At 70.9% G+C, this 21,049-nt stretch carries 17 protein-coding genes and 2 pseudogenes; 11 read left to right on the top strand and 8 right to left on the bottom strand.

Going from position 1 to position 21,049, the window contains the following annotated elements:
- Positions 1-12 precede the first annotated feature (12 nt).
- Positions 13-1,410 carry a gluconate:H+ symporter gene (locus ABZT02_RS22630; RefSeq protein ID WP_356019822.1) on the top strand — a complete coding sequence of 466 codons (1,398 nt, stop codon included), beginning with the start codon at positions 13-15 and terminating at the stop codon, positions 1,408-1,410.
- A 31-nt stretch (positions 1,411-1,441) separates the two neighbouring features.
- Here ABZT02_RS22630 and ABZT02_RS22625 read toward each other — a convergent pair whose 3' ends face one another.
- The 4 genes from ABZT02_RS22625 to ABZT02_RS22610 form a co-directional block, all read right to left on the bottom strand.
- A complete protein-coding gene (locus ABZT02_RS22625) occupies positions 1,442-2,062 on the bottom strand; it encodes a cytochrome b/b6 domain-containing protein (RefSeq protein ID WP_356019820.1) in 621 nt (206 codons plus the stop codon).
- A complete protein-coding gene (locus ABZT02_RS22620) occupies positions 2,046-2,774 on the bottom strand; it encodes a molybdopterin-dependent oxidoreductase (protein ID WP_356019818.1) in 729 nt (242 codons plus the stop codon). Before ABZT02_RS22620 ends, ABZT02_RS22625 begins: the two co-directional genes overlap by 17 nt.
- A gap of 93 nt (positions 2,775-2,867) precedes the next feature.
- Positions 2,868-4,400, bottom strand: a complete 1,533-nt coding sequence (locus tag ABZT02_RS22615; RefSeq protein WP_356019816.1) for an APC family permease — start codon at positions 4,398-4,400, stop codon at positions 2,868-2,870.
- A gap of 29 nt (positions 4,401-4,429) precedes the next feature.
- Positions 4,430-5,380: a hypothetical protein gene (locus ABZT02_RS22610; RefSeq protein ID WP_356020139.1), complete on the bottom strand. Its 951-nt coding sequence runs from the start codon at positions 5,378-5,380 to the stop codon at positions 4,430-4,432.
- A gap of 560 nt (positions 5,381-5,940) precedes the next feature.
- Here ABZT02_RS22610 and ABZT02_RS22605 point away from each other — a divergent pair.
- The 8 genes and pseudogenes from ABZT02_RS22605 (at position 5,941) to ABZT02_RS22570 (ending at position 12,172) form a co-directional block, all read left to right on the top strand.
- Positions 5,941-6,834, top strand: a complete 894-nt coding sequence (locus ABZT02_RS22605) for a DMT family transporter (RefSeq protein WP_356019814.1) — start codon at positions 5,941-5,943, stop codon at positions 6,832-6,834.
- Between the two features lie 350 nt (positions 6,835-7,184).
- A pseudogene (locus tag ABZT02_RS22600) lies at positions 7,185-7,529 on the top strand (ion channel protein); the annotation flags it as partial.
- A 409-nt stretch (positions 7,530-7,938) separates the two neighbouring features.
- Entirely contained in the window at positions 7,939-8,454 is a 516-nt protein-coding gene (locus tag ABZT02_RS22595; protein WP_356019811.1) for an NUDIX domain-containing protein, read from the top strand.
- A gap of 100 nt (positions 8,455-8,554) precedes the next feature.
- Positions 8,555-8,947, top strand: coding sequence for a DUF202 domain-containing protein (locus tag ABZT02_RS22590; protein WP_356019809.1), 393 nt, complete (start codon positions 8,555-8,557; stop codon positions 8,945-8,947).
- Positions 8,944-9,267, top strand: a complete 324-nt coding sequence (locus tag ABZT02_RS22585; protein ID WP_356019807.1) for a DUF202 domain-containing protein — start codon at positions 8,944-8,946, stop codon at positions 9,265-9,267. Before ABZT02_RS22590 ends, ABZT02_RS22585 begins: the two co-directional genes overlap by 4 nt.
- A 134-nt stretch (positions 9,268-9,401) precedes the next feature.
- Entirely contained in the window at positions 9,402-9,698 is a 297-nt protein-coding gene (locus ABZT02_RS22580; protein ID WP_356019805.1) for a hypothetical protein, read from the top strand.
- A gap of 219 nt (positions 9,699-9,917) precedes the next feature.
- A complete protein-coding gene (locus tag ABZT02_RS22575) occupies positions 9,918-10,952 on the top strand; it encodes a phosphotransferase family protein (protein ID WP_356019803.1) in 1,035 nt (344 codons plus the stop codon).
- A gap of 5 nt (positions 10,953-10,957) precedes the next feature.
- Positions 10,958-12,172 (top strand): acyl-CoA dehydrogenase, encoded by a 1,215-nt coding sequence (locus ABZT02_RS22570; protein WP_356019800.1) that lies wholly within the window; start codon positions 10,958-10,960, stop codon positions 12,170-12,172.
- Positions 12,173-12,186: 14 nt separating this feature from the next.
- Here ABZT02_RS22570 and ABZT02_RS22565 read toward each other — a convergent pair whose 3' ends face one another.
- Genes ABZT02_RS22565 through ABZT02_RS22555 form a run of 3 tightly spaced genes read right to left on the bottom strand, consistent with a single transcriptional unit; the run spans position 12,187 to position 15,232 of the window.
- Complete coding sequence (locus ABZT02_RS22565; RefSeq protein ID WP_031043591.1) at positions 12,187-12,780, bottom strand: TetR/AcrR family transcriptional regulator; 594 nt, start codon at positions 12,778-12,780, stop codon at positions 12,187-12,189.
- Positions 12,781-12,806: 26 nt separating this feature from the next.
- On the bottom strand, positions 12,807-14,474 hold the full coding sequence (locus tag ABZT02_RS22560; RefSeq protein WP_356019797.1) for an AMP-binding protein: 1,668 nt from the start codon (positions 14,472-14,474) through the stop codon (positions 12,807-12,809).
- On the bottom strand, positions 14,471-15,232 hold the full coding sequence (locus ABZT02_RS22555) for an SDR family oxidoreductase (protein WP_356019795.1): 762 nt from the start codon (positions 15,230-15,232) through the stop codon (positions 14,471-14,473). Before ABZT02_RS22555 ends, ABZT02_RS22560 begins: the two co-directional genes overlap by 4 nt.
- A gap of 162 nt (positions 15,233-15,394) precedes the next feature.
- Between ABZT02_RS22555 and ABZT02_RS22550 the strand changes: the two genes are divergently transcribed.
- Both ABZT02_RS22550 and ABZT02_RS22545 read left to right on the top strand, forming a co-directional pair.
- Positions 15,395-16,630, top strand: coding sequence for a DUF1343 domain-containing protein (locus ABZT02_RS22550; RefSeq protein WP_356019794.1), 1,236 nt, complete (start codon positions 15,395-15,397; stop codon positions 16,628-16,630).
- A 72-nt stretch (positions 16,631-16,702) separates the two neighbouring features.
- Positions 16,703-18,015: pseudogene (locus tag ABZT02_RS22545) on the top strand (serine-threonine protein kinase).
- A 33-nt stretch (positions 18,016-18,048) separates the two neighbouring features.
- Here ABZT02_RS22545 and ABZT02_RS22540 read toward each other — a convergent pair.
- Entirely contained in the window at positions 18,049-20,835 is a 2,787-nt protein-coding gene (locus tag ABZT02_RS22540; protein ID WP_356019792.1) for a penicillin acylase family protein, read from the bottom strand.
- Between the last annotated feature and the right edge of the window lie 214 nt (positions 20,836-21,049).

The following is a 21,049-nucleotide window of genomic DNA, read 5'->3' as shown; positions in this document are numbered from 1 at the left end:
AGGGAATCCCCCGTGACCAGACTCAGCGTCGAGATGCTGGCAGCGGACGCACCCGAGCCGATCACCTCGGCCGGTCACGCTCAGCTGGGCATCGCCGTCCTGGTGGGCATCGCCGTCATCGTTGTGCTCATCACCAAGTTCAAGCTCCACGCCTTCCTGTCGCTGACCCTGGGCACGCTCGTGCTCGGCGCGGTCGCCGGAGCGCCGCTCGACAAGACCATCCTCAGCTTCACCACCGGGCTCGGCAGCACGGTCGCCGGCGTCGGCGTGCTGATAGCCCTCGGCGCGATCCTCGGCAAGATGCTCGCCGACTCCGGCGGGGCCGACCAGATCGTCGACACGATCCTCGCCAGGGCGGGCGGCCGTTCGATGCCGTGGGCGATGGTCCTGATCGCCTCCGTCATCGGTCTGCCGCTGTTCTTCGAGGTCGGCGTCGTGCTGCTGATCCCGGTCGTGCTGATGGTCGCCAAGCGCGGCAACTACTCCCTGATGCGCATCGGCATCCCCGCCCTCGCCGGGCTGTCCGTGATGCACGGCCTCGTCCCGCCGCACCCCGGCCCGCTGGTGGCGATCGACGCGGTGCAGGCCAACCTGGGTGTCACGCTCGCGCTCGGCGTGCTGGTCGCCATCCCGACGGTGATCGTCGCCGGTCCGCTGTTCTCGAAGGTCGCGGCCCGCTGGGTGGACGTGCCGGCCCCCGACCGCATGGTCCCGCAGCGCGCCTCGGAGGAACTGGACAAGCGCCCGGCCTTCGGTCCCACGCTCGCCACGATCCTCCTCCCGGTCGTCCTGATGCTCTCCAAGGCACTGGTCGACATCGTGATCGACGATCCCGACAACACCGTGCAGCGCGTCTTCGACGTCGTCGGTTCGCCGCTGATCGCCCTGCTGGCCTCGGTCCTGGTGGGCATCTTCACGCTGCTGCGCCCCGCCGGCTTCGGCAAGGACCGTCTCACCCCGCTCGTCGAGAAGGGCCTCGCGCCCATCGCCGGCATCCTGCTGATCGTCGGCGCGGGCGGCGGCTTCAAGCAGACCCTGATCGACTCCGGCGTGGGTCAGATGGTCCTGGACATCTCCGAGGACTGGTCGATCCCGGCGCTGCTGCTGGCCTGGCTGATCGCGGTCGCGATCCGGCTCGCGACCGGCTCGGCGACGGTGGCCACGGTCTCCGCGGCCGGCCTGGTCGCCCCCCTCGCCGCCGACATGTCCACCACCCACACGGCCCTGCTCGTCCTCGCCATCGGCGCCGGCTCGCTCTTCTTCAGCCATGTCAACGACGCCGGGTTCTGGCTGGTCAAGGAGTACTTCGGCCTGAGCGTCGGCCAGACCATCAAGACCTGGTCGATCATGGAGACGATCATCTCGGTGGTCGCGGGCGGCCTGGTGCTGCTGCTCTCGCTGGTCATTTAGCCGTACGGCTGCTCCGGCACCCCCTGTCCGGCTACGGCCGCCACAGGGGGTGTTCGCGTTCCGCCCACTCCTGGCTCACTTCCCCGGTCCTGAGCCCTCTTCTCGCCTCCGGGTCGCCCAGTGCAATGCCGATGTGGCCCGCGAGGACGATGCCGATGGTCAGGGCCAGCCAGTCGTGGACGAAGGTCGCGCTGGTGCGCCACTGGATCGGGGTGAGATGGGTGAACCACATCAGCAGGCCGGTGCCGAGCATGACCAGGCTCGCGCCCGCGATCCAGGCGGCGTAGACCTTCTGGCCCGCGTTGAACTTGCCCGCGGGGCGGGAGGTCCGGCGCTTGTCCCGGTGCAGGGCGGCCCGCAGCCAGACCCGGTCGTGCGGACCGAAGCGGTTCAGGAAGCCCAGGTCGGCGCGGAAGGCGCGGGAGGCCAGGCCCGCGAGGGCGGGTACGGGCAGGGCCAGGCCCGCCCACTCGTGGACGCGGACCACCAGCTCACGGCGGCCGACGAGTTCGGCGAACTGAGGGACGTACAGGCAGGCGGCCGTCGCCACGCAGACGCCCATCAGCGCGGCGGTGGCCCGGTGCACCCACTTCTGGGTGCGGCCGAAACGCCGGACCCGTGTCGGCGAGGGCGCGTCAACTCGTAGGCTCATCGTCCCGCCCGTTCGATCGGCCGACCCAGGCGTCCACGTCGTAGCCCCGGTCCTCCCAGTAGCCCGGCTTCACGTCCTCGGTGACGGTGATGCCGGACAGCCACTTGGCGGACTTGTAGAAGTACATCGGCGCCACATAGAGACGGACCGGGCCGCCGTGGGAGTGGCCGATGTCCTTGTCCTGCATGCGAAGGGCCACCAGGACGTCCGGGCGGCGGGCCTGGTCGAGGGTGAGGCTCTCGGAGTACGCCCCGTCGAAGCAGGTGAAGCGGACGGCGCCCGCCGTCGCCCTGACTCCGGCGGCATCCAGCAGCCGGGACAGCCGTACGCCCTCGAAGGGCGTGTCCGGGACCCGCCAGCCCGTCACGCACTGCACGTCCTTGACGATCCGCGTCTGGGGCATCGCCCGCAGGTCGGCCAGGGTGTACGTGCCCGGGCGGGAGACCAGGCCGTCGATCTTGAGCTGGTAGCTCTCGGCGTTCCTGTGCGGCACCGACGACGTCACCGAGTAGTAGCGGAAGCCTCCGCCGTTGGGGAGCAGCCCGGTCAGACCGGTGGGGTCCTTGTCGGCGGCGCTGCCGAGGAAGGCCTCCAGGCCGCGTTGCAGGGTGGGCGCGGCGACCACGCCGAGCGCGCCCAGGCCGAGGGTGCCGAGGAGGACACGGCGGCCGATGGGCCGGCCGCGCTGCTCCTCGGGATGTTCGGAGTTCACCTCCTCATTCGAACACCCGCGAGCCCTGCGGGACCAGGAATCGCGGGTGCTCGTCAGACTTCCGTAACCACTTCTCACCGCGTTCTCAGGCTGCTACGGCGTCTCCCCCGCCGCCTTCTCCAGCTGGAACGCCTCGTTGCCGAGCCCGATCCGGGCGTGCGCCTCGGGCCTGCGGGCCCGCATGAGGAGTCCCTGTGCCAGGCCGACCAGCACGGCGAGTCCGATGATGCCGGGCAGTACCCAGCTCAGCGAGGAGCCGGGGCCCGCGCCGACCAGGACGTCGAAGTCCTTCACCGTGTAGACGGCGATCACCAGCAGGGCGATCCCGGCGAGGGCCGAGGTGACCAGGCGCCAGGCCTGGGCGCCCGCCGCCCCGCGCCGGACGAAGAAGACGACGACGGACGCGGAGGCCGCCGCCATCAGCACGATCACGCCGAGGGCTCCGATGTTGCCGAACCAGGTGAACAGGTGCAGGACCGGCACGGTCGGGTCGCCGGTGGGCTTGTCGTCGGCGACCGCGAAGACGGCCACGACCACCACGGACACGGCGGTCTGGAGCAGCGAGCCGGTGCCGGGCGCGCCGCTCGCGCTGTTGGTGCGGCCGAAGGCGGCGGGCAGCAGACCCTCGCGGCCCATCGCGAAAGCGTAGCGGGCGACGACGTTGTGGAAGCTGAGCATGGCCGCGAACATGCCGGTCACGAACAGCACGTGCAGGACATCGGTGAAGGTGCCGCCGAGACGGGACTCGGTGAGTCCGAAGAGCAGTCCGGCGCTCTGCTTCTGCGACTCGGCGACGACCGCCGAGGGCCCGGTGGCGACGGTGAGGGCCCAGCTGCTGAGCGCGAAGAACACGGCGACGCCGCCGACGGCCAGGAACATCACACGCGGCACCAGGATGTGCGGGCGGCTGGTCTCCTCGGCGTACACGGGCGCCTGCTCGAAGCCGAGGAAGGCGGCGATGCAGAAGCACAGGGCGGTGCCGACGCCGGCGCCGCTGAGGGTGTCCGGGTTGAAGGCGTGCAGGGACAGGCCCTGGGCCGCGGGGTCGGCGACGGCTGCGATGTCGAAGATGACGACCAGGGCGACCTCGATGATCAGCAGGACTCCGAGCACGCGCGCGTTGACGTCGATCTTCAGCCAGCCGAGCGCGCCGACGACCAGGGCGGCGACCAGCGCGGGTATCCACCAGGCCACCGACAGGTCGGTGTAGGTGGCGAACAGGCCGGAGACCTCGAAGCCGAAGATGCCGTAGATGCCGACCTGGAGCGCGTTGTAGGCGACCAGGGCGACGAGGGCCGCGCTCGCCCCCGCCGTGCCGCCGAGGCCGCGGGAGATGTAGGCGTAGAAGGCGCCCGCGTTGTGGACGTGCCGGCTCATCTCGGCGTAGCCGACGCTGAACAGGACGAGGACGACACCGAGCACGACGTAGAGGAGGGGCTGGCCGACGATCCCCATCACCGCGAATGTAGTGGGCATGACACCCGCGACGACCATGAGGGGGGCGGTCGCCGCGAGGACGGAGAGCAGCAGGCCCCCGGTGCCCAGGCGGCCGGCCCGCAGCGCGCGGTCCTGCCCCTTGAACGTACTGATCTCTGGTCTGCTCTTGCTGGAACTCTCGGTGGCCATGGGGACCGTCCTTCTGGGGTTCGGGGGTGTCACACCGTGCCGAGCGCGTGGTCGCGGGCGGCACGGAAGGCGGAGTACGGCTCGCGGTCGGGATAGGACCAGGGAGCCGGGGTGGGGCGTTCGCCGATGCGGTGGAAGAGGGCTGCGGCCTCGGCGCCGCGGCCCTCGCAGACCTTCGCGTGGGCGAGGAAGTTGAGGTCGACCAGTCGGCGGGGGTGGCCCTCGTGCTCCCATTCGAGCCACCAGTCGAAGGCGGACTTCATCACCTGCCGGGCCCGGCGCCCGGTCCAGTGGCCGGAGGCGGTGGGATCGGACGGCTCGTGCCCGGCGGCGGCCAGGGCGCGGTAGCGCTCGGCGTGCGCGATGACCGGCAGGATCGCCAGCGGTGAGTCGGCGGGGGCCTGCTCGGCGGCCCAGTTGGCGAAGTCGTAGACCTCGTGCAGCGGGTCGGGGCCCGTCTCGGCACGGCGCTCGGCGAGCCGGGCGACCATCAGATGGTGGGCGTGGTGGTGGTCGGCATACCGCTGCCGGATCTCGCCGAACACGTCGGCGACCTCGTCCGCCGCCCCGAGGTCGCGCTCCAGCATGAGCAGGCCTAGCCAGGGGGTGGGATCGGCGGGCGCGCGGCGGGCCGCGGTCCGGCAGGCCTCGCGGGCGGCGGCGGGTTTCCCCTTGCCCCGCCGCACGCGCTGGACCAGGGCGAGGGCGAGCAGCACGGCGGCGTCGGCGGAGTCCGGCTCGGCCACCAGCCAGTCCCTGGCCCAGGCGTCGCTGTACGGCTCGGCCGCGAGCACCGTGACCCGGTGGCCCCGCCGGTCCCAGTCGTCGCCCGTCCGGGTGAGCAGCGCCCGGACCGCCTGCCACCTGCCCTGCGCCAACGCGGCGCGCGCGTCGATGAGCTCGGCGTCGTCGAGGGCCGCGTCGAAGGCCTGGGAGGCGCGTTTTCGACTGCGGCCGAAGGGGGGTGGGGGCGGGGACACCGTGTGGGTTTTCCTCACGGAACGTGGCTCGTGGCGGGTGGGGCTGGAGGGGGGTTGGGCGATACGGGTGCGGCGGGCGGGGATGCCGGTTTGAGTGCGGCGGACGGGATGTGGGTGGATCGGGAGGGGATGCAGGTGGGGCAGGAGAAAGCTGTGGGGCGGAAGGGGGTGCCTGGGCGGATGCGGGCAGGCTGACAGTCGGTGCGTGCAGGTCGGGAGGACGATTCGCACCGCCATCGACTGATCACGGACAGCCAACCCTCCGCCAATGGTTTGCGTCAAGGGCTGAAGGCGCATTACACGCGTCAACTCTCCATACCTGAGAGGAAGTTGTGACGACGCGGTGCTGGTGGGACCGGGTCAAGGCCCCCTGTCTGTGGCGTACGCCATGGCGCCGCCCTCTCCCGCACCGCACCATGACGGGACACCCCGCCGCCGAGAATGGTTGGTGGCCGAGTCGACGACCCGAATCCGGGTACTCCCAGGGGCAAGCCGGACACTGGGACGCTACAGTCGGCGACTACCCCCTGCCGCCCGGCCGGACGATCGAGGTACGCAGCGTGTCGGTTCTGGTTCTGATTCTCGCCGTGAGTGCTGCCTGTTGCCTGGGCTTCGGCTTCGTGCTCCAGCAGAACGCGGCCCGTCAGGCCCCGCTGAGCGACTTCCTCTCCCCCCGGCTGCTGCTCGACCTGATGAGGATGCCGCGCTGGCTCGGCGGCATCGGTTTGATGGTGGCCGGCATGGTGCTGGGCGCGATCGCACTCGGTCAGGGCGAGGTCTCCCTGGTCGAGCCCCTGCTCGCCACGAACCTGCTGTTCGCCCTCGCCCTGTCCCGCAGGCAGACCAAGCAGCCGCTGGGCCGCCAGGGCTGGGCGGGGCTCGCGCTGCTGGCGGGCGGGGTGAGCGCGTTCATCGTTGCGGGCGAGCCGCGCGGCGGTACGGCGGTCACGGATCCCTTCCGCCACTGGCTGATCATCGGCGTCATGATCGGCCTCGCCCTGCTGCTCACGACCTACGCGAAGCGCTCCCGCCTCAGTTCGGGCCCGGTCCTGCTGGCCCTGGCGGCCGGATTGCTGTACGGCGTCCAGGACGCTCTCACCCGGGTCAGCGGCCAGCGCTTCTCCGAGGGCGGTCTCGCCGAGCTGCTGACCGGATGGCAGCCGTACGCCGTGCTGGCCCTCGGCATCACCGGGCTCGTCCTGGTGCAGAGCGCGTTCGAGACCGCGCCGCTGCGGATGTCGCTGCCCGCCCTCACCGCGGCCCAGCCGCTCGCCGGGATCGTGTGCGGGGTGGGCTTCCTGGGCGACCGGCTGCGCACCGACACCGCCGCGCTGACCTGGGAGGCGCTGGGGCTCGCGGCCGTCGTCGCGGGCATCGTGCTGCTGGGGATGCACCCCGCGATGCCCTGCGGAGCCGCCCAGTCGGAACCTACGCGTAACCTCCAGCCGAGCTGAGGCGCGCGCGGACGCGGACTCGGGGTTCTGCGGGGGTAGGGGGTCCCTGAGCGACTGCGGACCCCTGCGTGGACGCGGGCGTCCGAGCGACTCCGGACTCTGGCGCGGGCCCGGGTGCCCGAGCGGCTCCGGGCCCCTGCGCGGACGCGGGTTTCTGGCCGACTTTGACTCTGGCGCGGGCCCGGATGTCCGAGCGGCTCCGGACCGCCTCGACGCAGACCTCTGGCCGACTGCGGACTCCCGCGCGGGGCCGGGTGCCCGAGCGCCTCCGGGCTCCTGCGCGGACGCTCGATTCTGGCCGACTTTTGACTCTGGCGCGGGCCCGGATGTCCGAGCGACTCCGGACCCCGGGCTGGTCGGCCGGGCAGTTCGCCACCATGACGGTGGTGAAGCCGGCCGCGCTGCTCGTCGCCGCCTCCTGCGGTTTCCGGGGCGGGCGGATCTTCCCGGCCGTGTTCGTCGGCGTCGCGTTCGGGCTGTGCGCCCACGCGCTCGTGGACGCCGTACACCCGGCCCTCGGCGTCGCGGCCGGGGTGCTGGGCATGCTGCTCGCCGTCACCCGGCAGGCGTGGGTGAGTCTGTTCGTCGCCGCCGTGCCGGCGGCCTCGCCCGCGATCCTCGCCCTGTTGTGCATCGCCTCGCTGCCGGCCTGGCTGCTGGTGACGGGGCGGCCGCAGATGCAGTTGCGCGCGGACACCTCAACGCAGACCTCTGGCCCACTTCGGACTCCCGCGCGGGGCCGAAAAGACCGAGCGACTCCGGACCCCCGCCTCGACACAGACCTCTGATCGGCTCCGGACCCCGCCTCGACGCAGACCTCTGGCCGACTGCGTGCCCGTTCCCGGAGGCTCCGGGCGCCTTCCCGGGCGCGGGCTTCCGCAGGGACTCCTATGAGGGTGGGGGTGCCGGCCGGTGCCTGGTCGCGCGTCCGCAAGTCGGTGCAAAGTCCGGCGAGGATGCGGGCCCCGGCGCGGGTGTGCACTCCCGCTTGGAGGAGATCCGGCGGATGAGGACCCCTGCCTCGATGCGAGCCCCTGCAGGGATACGCACTCCCCCCGGACCGCAGCCCCGGCGCCGATGAGGACCCCTGCTTGGATGGGGGACATGAGCGCTGCTGACGAGATTCTCGACATCGTCGACGAGCACGACAACGTCGTCGCCCAGTCCCCGCGCGGTGAGGCCTACGCCAAGGGCCTGCGCCATCGCTGTGTCTTCATCCAGGCCCGGGACGCCGAGGGCCGCCTCTTCGTCCACCGCCGCACCCCGGGCAAGCTGGTGTTCCCGTCCCTCTACGACATGTTCGTCGGCGGAGTGGTCGGTGCGGGTGAGTCCTACGACGACGCGGCCCTGCGCGAGGCCGAGGAGGAACTGGGCGTCAAGGGCCTGCCCCGCCCGGAGTACCTCTTCAAGTTCCTCTACGACGACGGCGCCGGCCGGACCTGGTGGTCCGCGGTCTACGAGGTCCGCTGCGAGCTGCCGGTCAGCCCCCAGGTGGAGGAGGTCGCCTGGCACGACTTCCTTCCGGAGGACGAGGTGGAGCTGCGCCTGCGGGACTGGGAGTGGGTGCCGGACGGCCTCGCGGCCTACAAGCGGCTCAAGGCGTACCGGTCGATGGGGTGAGCGTCGACGAACACGGCGGCGGCAGTGAGCGCGCCCCGGCGCCTCGGCGGGACCGCCCCGGACACCGCCCTACAGGCACCCGGTGGATAGGCTCGTGCGCGTGATCGATTTCGCACGGAACGTCCGCGTCTGGTTCGCCCCCGAGGAGGTCCGGCAGGAGGGCCACACCCCCGACTACCGGTTCTCGCTGGCCAATGAACGCACCTTTCTGGCCTGGCTGCGCACCGCGCTCGCGCTGATCGGCGGCGGCTTCGCCGTGGACCAGTTCCTGCCGGACCTGCGCTGGGGGTGGCGGGTCGGCCTCGCACTCGCACTGCTCGCGGCGGGCGTGCTGTGCTCGTTGCGGGCGGTCAACCACTGGGTGCGGTGCGAGCGGGCGATGCGGCGGGGCGAGGACCTGCCGGTGTCGCGGTTCCCGGCGCTGCTGAGTCTGGTGGTCGCGGTGGTGGCCGTGGCCATGGTCTTCGTGGTGCTCGTCGGGTGGGAGGGATGAGCGTGGGCGCCGCGGCGGAGCGCGATCCGGGCCTCCAGCCCGAACGCACCCGGCTCGCCTGGCGCCGTACGACACTCTCGGGGACCGTCTCCGCCGTACTCGCCGTGAAGACGGCCCTGCACGGCGGTCCGTCCCCCGGAGCGCTCATCGCCTGCGCCCTGTGCTGCACCCTCTGGCTCGGCCTCCTCTACCTCGCCCACCGCCGCATCCACACCCTGACCTCGTCCGACGCCCCGTCGACCCTCACCCGGCGAACCGCCACGGCAGCGGTCCTGTGCACGGTGGCGATGGCGGCGTGCGGGGCGGCACTGGTGTTCTGAAGGGGGTCCGGACGACGGGGGCCGGCGAGCGGCGTCAGGGGCCCGGTGACACGACCACGCCGAATCGCCCGATATGCACCCCACCCATGGCAGCCTGTCCGACGTCATCGTCCGTCGCTTCGAAGGTGAGCACCATGACCACCCTCCACCACGAACACGCCTCCCACGCGCACGCCCACGGCTCGGACTGCGGACACGCCGAGGTGCCGCACGAGGACCACGTCGACTACGCGCACGACGGGCATCTGCACCGCGAGCACGAGGGGCACTGGGACGAGTGCGAGCCCGGCGGGCATGTCTCGCACGACGGGCACGACCACCGGCACGGCCAGGACTGCGGACACGAGAGCGTCCTGCACGGCGATCACGTCGACTACCTCCACGACGGCCACCGGCACGCCGCCCACGAGGGCCACTGGGACGACCACTGACCTGACCGCGAAAGAACCGGGAAGAACCTAGAAGAACCGGGAAGAACCGGGAAAACACGGCAAAGCACCAAAGAAGCACCGCCGGCAGCTCCCCGCCGCACCACGCGGGGAGCTGTCGGCCTATCGTGGGCCGGATCACGTTCACCGTTCCCCCTGGACGACATACCGACCAGTCGGCATGATGGTCGGTACCCGTTCACGCGCGCGTAAGGAGCCCTGATGAGCCCCGACCATCCGCCAGGCCTCGATCTCGACCGGCTGCGCGGCCTGCTCGACCGCGAGCGGCCCGGCCTGGTGCAGGGCACCCTGACCGGCCGGCTCATCGAGGGTGGACGGTCGAACCTCACGTACGCGGTCTCGGACGGCACCATGAAATGGGTCGTACGACGGCCCCCGCTGGGCCATGTCCTGGCCACCGCGCACGACATGAAGCGCGAGCACCGGGTCATCAGCGCCCTGCACCCCACGGACGTGCCCGTGCCGAACCCGGTCCTGCTGTGCGAGGACGAAGAGGTGCTGGGATCGCCGTTCTACGTCATGGAGTTCGTCGAGGGCACCCCGTACCGCACCGCCGACCAGCTCGCCCCCCTCGGGCCCGAGCGCACCCGCGAGGCCGTGCTGTCCCTCGTCGACACCCTCGTCGAGCTGCACGCCGTCGATCCCGCCGAGGTGGGCCTCGCGGACTTCGGCCGCCCCGAGGGCTTCCTGGACCGCCAGTTGCGCCGCTGGGGCAAGCAGCTGGACGCCTCCCGCAACCGCGACCTGGCCGGTATCGACGAGCTGCACGCGACCCTCGGCCGCCGCCTCCCCCAGTCCCCCGCGGCCACGGTCGTGCACGGCGACTACCGGCTCGACAACGTTTTGATGGGCGACGACGACCGCATCAAGGCGATCCTCGACTGGGAGATGTCCACCCTCGGCGACCCGCTCACCGACCTCGGCCTGCTGGTGATGTACAGCCTGCCGCTCGGCATGCCCGACTCCCCGGTCTCCACGACCGCCGAGGCCCCGGGCCACCCGGATCCGGCCGAGCTGGTCGCGCGGTACGCCGAGCGCTCAGGCCGGGACGTCTCGGCGGTGTCCTGGTACACGGCGTTCGCCTGGTTCAAGCTCGCCGTGATCCTGGAGGGCATCCACTACCGCTACACCCTGGGCCAGACCGTCGGCCGCGGTTTCGACCGCATCGGCGACCTCGTCCCGGTCTTCATCCAGCACGGTCTGACCACGCTTCACGACGGCATCCAGGAAGGCTGATCCGCATGGACTTCGCGTTCGACGCGCGCACCGAGGAGCTGCGCGCCAAGCTGCTCGCCTTCATGGACGAGTACGTCTACCCCGCCGAGGCGGTCGCGGAGGAGCAGCGCGCGCGGCTGGCCTCGCCGTGGGACACCCCGGCCGTGGTGGAGGAGCTGAAGGCCGAGGCCCGTCGCCAGGGCCTGTGGAACCTCTTCCTGCCCGACTCCGAGTACGGCGCCGGGCTGACCAATCTCCAGTACGCCCCGCTCGCCGAGATCACCGGCCGCTCCCCGCAGCTCGCGCCCACCGCGCTGAACTGCTCGGCGCCCGACACCGGGAACATGGAGGTGCTGAGCCAGTTCGGCGACGAGCAGCAGAAGAAGCAGTGGCTGGAGCCGTTGCTTGCCGGTGAGATCCGCTCTGCGTTCGCGATGACCGAGCCGGAGGTGGCCTCCTCGGACGCCACGAACATCACCACGTACATCGAGCGCGACGGCGACGAGTACGTCGTCACGGGCCGCAAGTGGTACATCTCCGGGGCGATGAACCCGGACTGCAAGATCTTCATCGTGATGGGCAAGACCGATCCGGACGGCGAGGACATCCGCCGCCAGCAGTCCATGATCCTGGTCCCCCGCGACACCCCGGGCGTCACCGTCACGCGGGCGATGCAGGTCTTCGGCTACGAGGACCACTACCACGGCGGCCACGCCGAGGTGATCTTCGACCACGCGCGCGTGCCGGCCGCCGGCCTCATCGGCGAGGAGGGCGGCGGATTCGCCATCGCCCAGGCGCGCCTCGGCCCGGGCCGGATCCACCACTGCATGCGGCTGATCGGCATGGCCGAGCGGGCGATCGAGCTGATGTGCCGCCGGGCCGTCTCCCGCACGGCCTTCGGCAAGGCGCTGGCCCAGCAGGGTGTGGTCCACAACTGGATCGCCGACGCGCGCGTGACCGTCGAACAGCTCCGCCTGCTGGTCCTGAAGACGGCCTGGCTGATGGACACGGTCGGCAACCGGGGCGCCCACACCGAGATCCAGTCCATCAAGATCGCCACGCCCCGCGCGGTCGTCGACATCATCGACCGGGCGATCCAGCTGCACGGCGCGGGCGGCGTCAGCCAGGACTTCCCGCTGGCCGAGCTGTACGCCGGCGCCCGCACCCTGATGATCGCGGACGGGCCCGACGAGGTGCACCAGCGCTCGCTCGCGCGCCGGGAGCTGAAGAAGTACCTCTAGGCCTGGAAGGCGCTCTACGGGCGCAGGGCTCGCAGGAGGAGGTCGGCCAGGTGGTCGGCGACCTCCTGCGGGCCCATCGGGCCGTCGGGGCGGTACCAGGTCGACAGGTGGTGGACGGAGCCGAAGTGGTAGTCCACGACGAGGTCGGCCGGGGTCGCCTTCGAGAAGACGCCGGCTTCCTGGCCCTCCTCGACGAGCGCGCGGAAGCGCTCGTGGTACTTGCGCCGCTCGGCCCGCACCTGCTTGTTCTTCTCCGGGCTCAGGTGGTGCATCGAGCGGAAGAAGATCATCGCGTCGTCGAGGTTCTCGATCGTGGTGACCACGACGTCCGCGGCGGCGGCCCGCAGCCGCTTCTCGATCGGCTCGTCGGCGTTCGCGAGCGCGTCCAGGCGCTCCTGCTGGACGCGCAGCACGCGCGCGTACACCTCGTGCAGGAGATCGTCCTTGGAGCCGAAGTAGTGGTACAGCGCCCCCTTGGTGACGCCGGCCGCCTCGACGATCTCCTGCACGGAGGTGCGGTCGTAGCCCTGCTCGGCGAAGAGCCGGGTGGCGGCGGCCAGCAGCCGCTGCGGGACGGGCGTACCGTCTCCGTCCGTCGTCCTGGGCACTGTGCCGCCACCTGCCTTCCTAGAGGTCATTCACCGTTGTGCGGTCGGGAACGGAGTTCCCGACGGAGGATCTTGCCACTGGCCGTCTTCGGCAACTCGGGCAGGATCTCCACCTGTCGCGGGTATTTGTAGGCCGCCAGTCTCTCCTTGCAGTACACGGCGAGCGCATCGGGGTCGGTTTCGACACCCGGACGGAGGCTGATGTACGCCTTGACGGTCTCCCCGCGGTACCCGTCGGGCACCCCGACGACGGCCGCCTCCCGCACCGCCGGATGCGTGTACAGCACGTCCTCGACCTCGCGCGGCCACACCTTGAAGCCGGACGCGTTGATCATGTCCTTCTTGCGGTCGACGACGTACAGCCAGCCCTGCGGGTCCATGAAGCCGATGTCACCCGTACGCAGCTCGCCGTCCGGGAAGGTCTCGGCGGTCGCTTCGGGGCGGCGCCAGTAGCCGGGGACGACCTGGGGGCCGCGGACGACGATCTCGCCCTGTTCGCCGAAGGGCACCTCGACGCCCTGCTCGTCGACGATCCGTACGACGGTCTCGGGCCCCGGCACCCCCACGGCGAGCGTCCCGGACACCGGGTCGACGGGCGCCTCCCGCTCCGGTGGCACGGAGGCGCAGGGCGCGGAGCACTCGGTCAGCCCGTAGCCGTTGCGGATGTACGGCCCGAAGCCGGCCCGGAACTTCTCCACCAGGGCGGGCGGCAGCGGGGCACCGCCCGAGGAGATGTTGACGAAGGACGAGAAGTGCTCGCGGGTGACGTCCGGGTGGGCGGCGAGCGCCATGAACGCGGTCGACGGGCCGACCGTGTAGTGCGGCCGGTGCTCGGCGAAGGCCTCCAGGACCACACCCGCCTCGAAGCGGTACGTCAGCACGAGCGTGCCCACGCTGTTCAGACACGCTCCCAGCTGGCAGACCATCCCGGTGATGTGGAACAGCGGCGCCAGGGCGTAGTACACGGGCGCCTCGGGCAGTGCGAGCCCGGTCCGCTGCCGCTCGGCGTTGTACATGATGTTGCCGTGCGTGTTGGTGGCGCCCTTGGGCGTGCCGCTCGTCCCCGAGGTGTAGCTGATCAGGGCGATGTCCGAGGGCGTGACCTCCCGCCCGTCGGGCGCCTTGTGCCCGGCCCGCGCGACCGCGACCAGGTCGTCGGCGTCCTCGGCCTGCGGTAGCCGCTCGAAGGTGAGCACGCGCGCGTCCCCGCGGGTCTGGAAATCCAGCTCGCAGCCGGTGAGCACGATCCGCACCGGCGAGCCGGCCGCCGTCTCGCGCAGATACGACTCCCAGGCCCGGTCGGAGCAGATCAGGGCGGCCACCTCGCCGTCCCGCAGGACATGCCCGACCTCCCCCGACTTGTACATGGGGTTGACGGGCACGACGACCGCGCCCGCCTTCCAGGCGCCGAGCAGTGCGAGCACGAACAGGGGCGAGTTCTGCAGCAGGATCGCCACCCGGGCCCCGCGTTCCAGACCGCCGGCGGCGAGGTGCCCGGCGACGGAGTCGCTGAGCTCGTCGACCTCGCGGTAGCTGAGCCGCCCGTCGAAGTAGGCGAGGAAGGGCCGCTCCGGCGCCTCGGCGACGGCCCGCCGCAGGGCGTTCACCAGCGAGGCGTCGGGCTCGACCGGCCCGCGCTGGGCCTCGCTGAGCAGTGCCAGCCAGGGCTTGGCGGCGTAACGGGACTCGCTCATCGGACCTCCTCCCACTTGCGCTGGAGGTGGTTCATGCCGGCCAGCCAGCGATCGGGTTCGGCGGCCCGCGCCTGGTAGTACTCGGCGACCTCGGGGTGCGGCAGGATCAGGAACCGGTCCTCCTCGATCCCCCGGAACAGCGCCTCGGCCACGTCCCCCGGCTCGACAGCGGTCGGCCTGAGCACCAGGTCACCCGCGGTCCCGGTGGCCGCGAGCATGTCGGTCCGCACTCCCTGCGGACAGATCGCGTGCACCTTGACCCCCCGGTGCCGGTATGTCAGCGACAGGTACTCGGCGAAGGCGTACGCCCCGTGCTTGGTGACGGCGTAGGGGGCGGCCCCGATCATGGTCAGCAGCCCGGCGGCGGAGACGGTCGACACGAACCGCCCGCTCCCGCGCTCCAGCCACTCCGGGAGCAACGCGTGCGCGGCCCGTACATGGGCCATGACGTTCACGTCCCAGGAGGTGGCCCAGGCACTCTCGTCGAGCGAGTCGCCCCCGAAGGCGACCCCGGCGTTGGCGCAGTAGACGTCGACAACGCCGTCCAGGGCGTCACGAGCGTCGGAGATCACGGCAGAGGCGTCCCCGGCGACGGCGATCCCTCCGATCTCCTCGGCAACGTCCTTGGCCCGTCCGGCATCAAGGTCGTTGACGACGACCCGAGCCCCTTCAGCGGCGAACCGCCGGGCCAGCGCTGCCCCGATGCCACCTCCCGCTCCGGTCACAACCACTCCGGCGTCGTGCAGGGCTTCCACCATCGGTCTCCTTCGACTACGGCTCGACTGCGGGCCCAGACTAACCGGTCGGTATGTTGAAGGAAAGGGTGAGGGGATCGCCCCAGGGGCGCGGGGAACTGCGCGACCGGCCACGAAGCACGCGTACCCTCCCCACAACCCGCGGGAGCGCCTACCGTGCACACCATGCGCCTATCCAGACGAGCCCTCCTCGCAGCGACAACGGCAGCAGCTTCACTCACCTCGGCCCCGCCTGCCCACGCGGTCCGGCCCAGCCGCAGGCGGACCGGTTTCGAGAACCTCGCCGCATCCGGCTACGAACAACTCCGCGGCGAGCGTATCGGCATCGTCACCAACCCCACCGGCGTCACCCGCGACGTCCACCACATCGTCGACGTGATGCACGCCGACGAGAGAGTGAACCTGACCGCCGTCTTCGGCCCCGAGCACGGCTTCCGGGGCACCGCCCAGGCCGGTGGCTCGGAGGGCCGCTACGACGACCCCGCGACCGGCCTGCCCGTCTACGACACGTACCTGAAGAGCGGCGGGCCCCTCGCCGACATCTTCACCGCCTCCGCCGTGGACACGATCGTCTTCGACATCCAGGACGTCGGCGCCCGCTTCTACACGTACATCTGGACCCTGTACGACTGCATGGAGGCGGCGCAGCTCGCGGGAAAGCGCTTCGTCGTCCTGGACCGGCCGAACCCGGTCACCGGCCGCGCGGCCCTGGGGCCGGTCCTGCACAGGGAGTTCGCGACCTTCGTGGGCAGACAGCCCATCTCCCAGGCGCACGGAATGACCGTCGCGGAGCTGGCCCGCCTCTTCAACGGCGAGTTCCTCACCACCCCCGTGCCGCTGGACACGGTCCTGATGACGGGCTGGCGGCGCTCGGAGTTCTACGACGCCTGGGACCTCCCCTGGGTTCCCCCGAGCCCGAACATGCCGACCCCCGACACCGCCCTGGTGTACTCCGGTACCTGCCTCTTCGAGGGCACGAACCTCTCGGAGGGCCGCGGCACCACCCGCCCCTTCGAACTACTGGGCGCGGAGGGCCTGGACGGCCGCTGGGCCGCCGCCGTAAGCGAACTGGGCCTGCCCGGTGTGCACTTCAGGGAGGCCTATTTCGCTCCCACGTTCTCCAAGTTCCAGGGCAGGACGATCGGCGGCGTACAGATCCACGTCCACGACAGGCCCGCGTACGACCCCGTCCGCACCGGCATCGCCCTCCTCGTGACCGCCAGGAGGACCTGGTCCGGGTTCGGTTGGCGGGCGGACAACTGGATCGACAAGCTCACCGGTTCCACCCGGGTCCGCACGATGATCGACGCCGGTGCGAGTACCGACGAGGTCGTGGCGGGCTGGCACGAGGAGCTGAGCGCTTTCCGGCGGATTCGAAAGAACTACCTCCTCTACGGATGAGCCGTGACGTATGGCCAACCTCGCCCGGCAGCAGGACGATGCGCACCACTGCGGGGGACGAGGGGGTCGGTGATGGCGGATCCGGCGATGAGTGTGACGCCTTACTGGGAGCTGACGTTCGACGCGGACGGCGACCCGGACACCGGCCGGCGGATCGGCTGCTCGCGGAGGTGGTGCACCGGGGCGTCGAGGACCTGGTCGTCTTCGCGCACGGCTGGAACAGCGACCGCTCGGGCGCGACCCGGCTCTACAGCCAGTTTTTCGCTCCGTTCCCGGAGCTCGCGCCGGCCGCGAGGCTCGGGTACGTGGGGGTCGTATGGCCGTCGATGCGGTTCTCGGACGAGCCGATCCCGGACTTCCCGCGGGCGGTGGCCGCCGAGATGCCGCCGCGCCCGGTGCTCGACAAGGACACCCGGCACGCGCTGCTGGACACCTTCCCGGGCCGGGCCACCGTGATCGACCAGTTGGCCCGGCTGCTGGACCAACAGCCGCGGGAAGAGGCGGAGTTGGAGGAGTTCGGGCGGCTGGTGCGGATGCTGGTGGAGGTCGTGCCGCCGGGACCGCAGGCGTTGTTCGCGGCGGACACGCTGGCGGAGGGGGCGCCGCAGGACCAGCCGGAGATCTTCGCCGGGTCCGCGGCGACGGTGTGCGAGGAGTTCGCGCAGGCCATTTCCCTTCTCGAATCCCCGGACGGAGCACAGGGGTTCACGATTCCCAACCCGTGGGACGGCGCCCACGAACTGCTCCGGCAGGGGACGTACTACGCGATGAAGCGACGCGCGGGCACCGTCGGCGAGCGGGGACTCGGCCGGGTGATCGGGCAGCTCGCCGCGGCGGCGCCCGGAGTTCGGGTGCATCTCGTGGGGCACAGCTTCGGCGGGCGGCTGGTGTCGTTCGCGTTGCGCGGGCTGCCGGACGGGGTGCGGACGGTCAAGTCCGTCACGCTGCTCCAAGGGGCCTTCTCGCACTACGCGTTCGCGACCCGGCTGCCGCACGACGCGCGGGCCACAGGGGTGCTCCAGGGGCAGCAGAACCGTGTCGACGGGCCACTCGTGTGCTGTTTCTCCAGCCATGACTCGGCGCTCGGCACGCTGTATCCGCTGGCCTCGCGGATGGCGGGCGACGCGCAGGGGGTCACGGCCTTCGGCATCGGCCGGATGCTGGGCGACAAGTGGGGCGCGATGGGATACGACGGGGTGCAGGCGGTGCCGGGCACGGCCTCCCTGAAGCTCGCCGACGCCCTCAAGAAGCTGCCCGTGAAGGGCTGTGTGAACGTCGACGCGGCGGCCGTCGTCAGACGGGGCGGACCGCCCGCGGGCGCGCACAGCGACATCTGCCATCGCGAGCTGGCCCGACTGGTGCTGGCGGCGGGCCGTATCCACTGACCCGCCGCCAACAGCCGTTCGGCTACCTGTGTTTCACCGGTGCGAGGTGAACTCCACCACCTGCTGGAAGGTCGGACGGTTCTGCCAGCTGATGTTGTAGTGCTTGATGCCGCCCAGGGTGCGCTGCACGATCGAGTCGGCACACCACTGGTCGCCCGCCGAGCACAGGGTGTCGCCGGGGTAGACCTGGGCCGCGGTCTTGCCGGCCGCGGCCTTCAGAGTGCTGATGAGGATGTCCCGGCAGGCACTGAGGCTGCCGCCACCGCAGTACTTGTCCGTCAGCGGGCCCTGCACGCTCTCACCGAGCACCGCGCGGACGTCCTTGTCGACGTAGCTCCACCAGCCGTACTGGAAGGAGCTGCCGGCGTGGGCGCCGGTGGGGCCGTGCGCGGCCGACGGGGACTCGTCGACGGGCAGGTTGGCCTGCATGGCGGTGTACAGGCCGGTGCCGAGACCCGGTTCGAAGATGCCCTTGGCCAGCAGCGGCCACCACGCGTCCAGGATGCGGATCGCGTCGGCGTCGGCGTACTTCTTCGAACCGGCCGACGTCTCGGTGCGCTTGCCGCCGGCCGTCACCCAGGTCTGGAGCTTGCTCACCGCGGCCGCGGCCGTGGAGTCGGTGACCGTCGAGCTGTTGACCACCTTGAGCAGGTCCGGCAGGACGTCCTCCGCGCGCAGGTCGGCGAGGGACGCGTCCGCCATGGCCTTCACCAGCGAGGCCCGGGTGACCCCGCCCGCGGCGACCAGCTTCTTCACCCGGTCCTCGAGGAGATTCCCGCGGTGCACCGAGCCGTCGCCCCAGGACGCGGTCGTGTAGTCCTTGGCCTGCTTGTTGTTCCAGGAGATGTAGTAGTCCTGGTCGATCGAGTTGGGGTGCGCGGAGGCCGGCGTGTAGTCGGCGGTGTTCGTCGTCGGGTTCCAGTTCCTCCACTCGTACGCCGCCTGCGCCCACACCGGGAACTCGGCGTCGACGCCGGATGCGCGCACCGGGTTGTTCCCGCTGTTGTAGTACGCGGTGTGCGCGGAGTCGGCGTAGAACCAGTTGAAGGTGTAGTTGATGTGCTGCACCGCGCTCTGGAAGGTCCCCGGGCTCTTGACGTAGTCCGGGTCGTTCAGCATCTGGAAGCCGATGATCGAGTCGGCCTCGTGCATGAAGGAGGAGCGCAGGGTGGTGTAGGCGACCTTCTTGCCGCCGACGGTCGCCCGATACTCGACGGGGCCGTACTTCGTGCGCCAGACCCGCATCGTGTACGACCCCGCGGCGGTGCCGTCGGCCGTGGTCGGGGCCCAGGAGTTCTTCTGCTCGATCTTGTCCATGGCCGTGCAGGTGCCGTGGTACAGGTAGTGGAAGTCGTCCTGGCACAGCTCGACGGCGTAGGTGTCGATGATGTCCTGGCCGGAGGTCGTGGCGGACCACGAGTAGTCCTGGCCGCGGCCGAGTTCGACGTACATGCTCAGGCCCGCGAAGGAGGCGCCGCGGGCGCTGATGCCCGGGCCCTGGATCTCCTGGAGCATGAGGAGCTGCGGGGCGAAGTAGCCGGTCTGCGGTCCGAAGACGGCGACCGGGTGGCCGCTGGCGGTGTACTTGCCGCTCACCACGAGGGCGTTGGACATGCCGCGCTTGGCGGAGGTGAGGGCGTTCGCGGTCGCCGTGGCGGAGGCCGCGTTCGCGCTCTGGTCGGCGCCGGTGCCCGTGGGGTCGTAGACCAGGGGCTCGGTGGTCACCGAGCCGGCGTCGGGCAGCGCCTCGCCCTGCGCGTTCGCGGGCTTGGCGGCGTACGGGAAGCTCTCGCCGTTGTGGACGGTGAGGACGGCCTCGGGGTCGTTGCGCTCCCGGAAGGACTCCCAGACCTCGGTGCCCTTCGCCACGCCGTACCGCTCCTGGGCGGCCATCAGCGAGATCGCGTTGTTGACCTCGCCGCCGCCCCCGGAACCGAACAGGGAGCCGATGACGGAGGCCAGCGCGACCAGGTCGGTGATCTTGAAGTGGTCGATGGTGCCGGCGTTGGTGACCGAGTCCTTGTGGCCGGTCAGGACGTACTCGCCGGGAAAGTAGCGGCCGCTGTCGGAGGCGTCGATGTAGGAGTTGATGCCGGCGAGGTAGGCGTTGGCGTCGGCGAGGGCCTGCTGGCCACGGGCGCCGTTGCTGGCGACGGCGTTGTCGATCTGTGCTTGCAGATCCGCCTCGCTGTAGGGCGCGTTGCGCCAGAACTGCTGCTCCAGGCCCTGGTTGGAGGCGGCGCCGCCCGCGAAGGCGGTCAGCTGGCCGCGCCCCACGTGCCGGAAGACGTCCATGAGCCACAGCCGGTCCTGTGCGGCCGCATAGCCCGCGCCGAACTCGGTGCCGTATCTGGTGGTACCGGTGATGTGCGGTACGCCCGTCTTCTTGTCACGGACGATCGTCACGTCGGTGCGGCCCGCGGGGCTCAGGGTGGAGGCGACTTGGTCGGAGGCGACCCCGAAGGACGCATCGTTGAAGAACGTGTTGATGGTGGAGTTGGTGAGCGTGGGGTACCCCTTGGCCAGGTTGGCGTAGGGGCCGAGCTGGTCCTCGGCGTGGTCGGGCTGGGTGCCGAAGGCCTGGTTGAGGAGGACCTGCGCGAGGGTGGCGTTGCCGTTCTCGCCGGGCGGCAGGATGTCGGAACACTGGCCGCCGCAGTAGTCGTTGGCCGCCGTGGCCTCGGCCGCCGACGCGGTTTGGGCAAGCGGGGACAAAAGACCGGCAATCAGGACGCATAGGGATGCGGACTTCAGGAACCCGGTGAGCCTGCCGGGAGTTCTCAGTCTGTCGAGTGCGGTGCGTGAGGTGCGCCGTGGCATGGCAGCTCCAACCGACGGGGGGTGTGGCCGGACGTTACCGCCGGTATCCCCGGGATTGAAGATGAACATGCGTCAAGTTTTGGCAGGGGTTCTCGAGCTTATGGGGGGCATCGGAAATCGGATGGAGCCAAATCGCTTGTCGATACGTCTATTCGGCAACGCCGTGCAATGGCCGTACGGCGACGCCGAAGTGACCGAAGTACAGGTGCAGGTG

Origin of the sequence: Streptomyces sp. NPDC005402 (assembly GCF_040606575.1) — a bacterium.
Lineage (GTDB): Bacteria > Actinomycetota > Actinomycetes > Streptomycetales > Streptomycetaceae > Streptomyces.
Note: the sequence above shows the minus strand (reverse complement) of the source record. Positions and strands in the feature narration are given on the sequence as shown.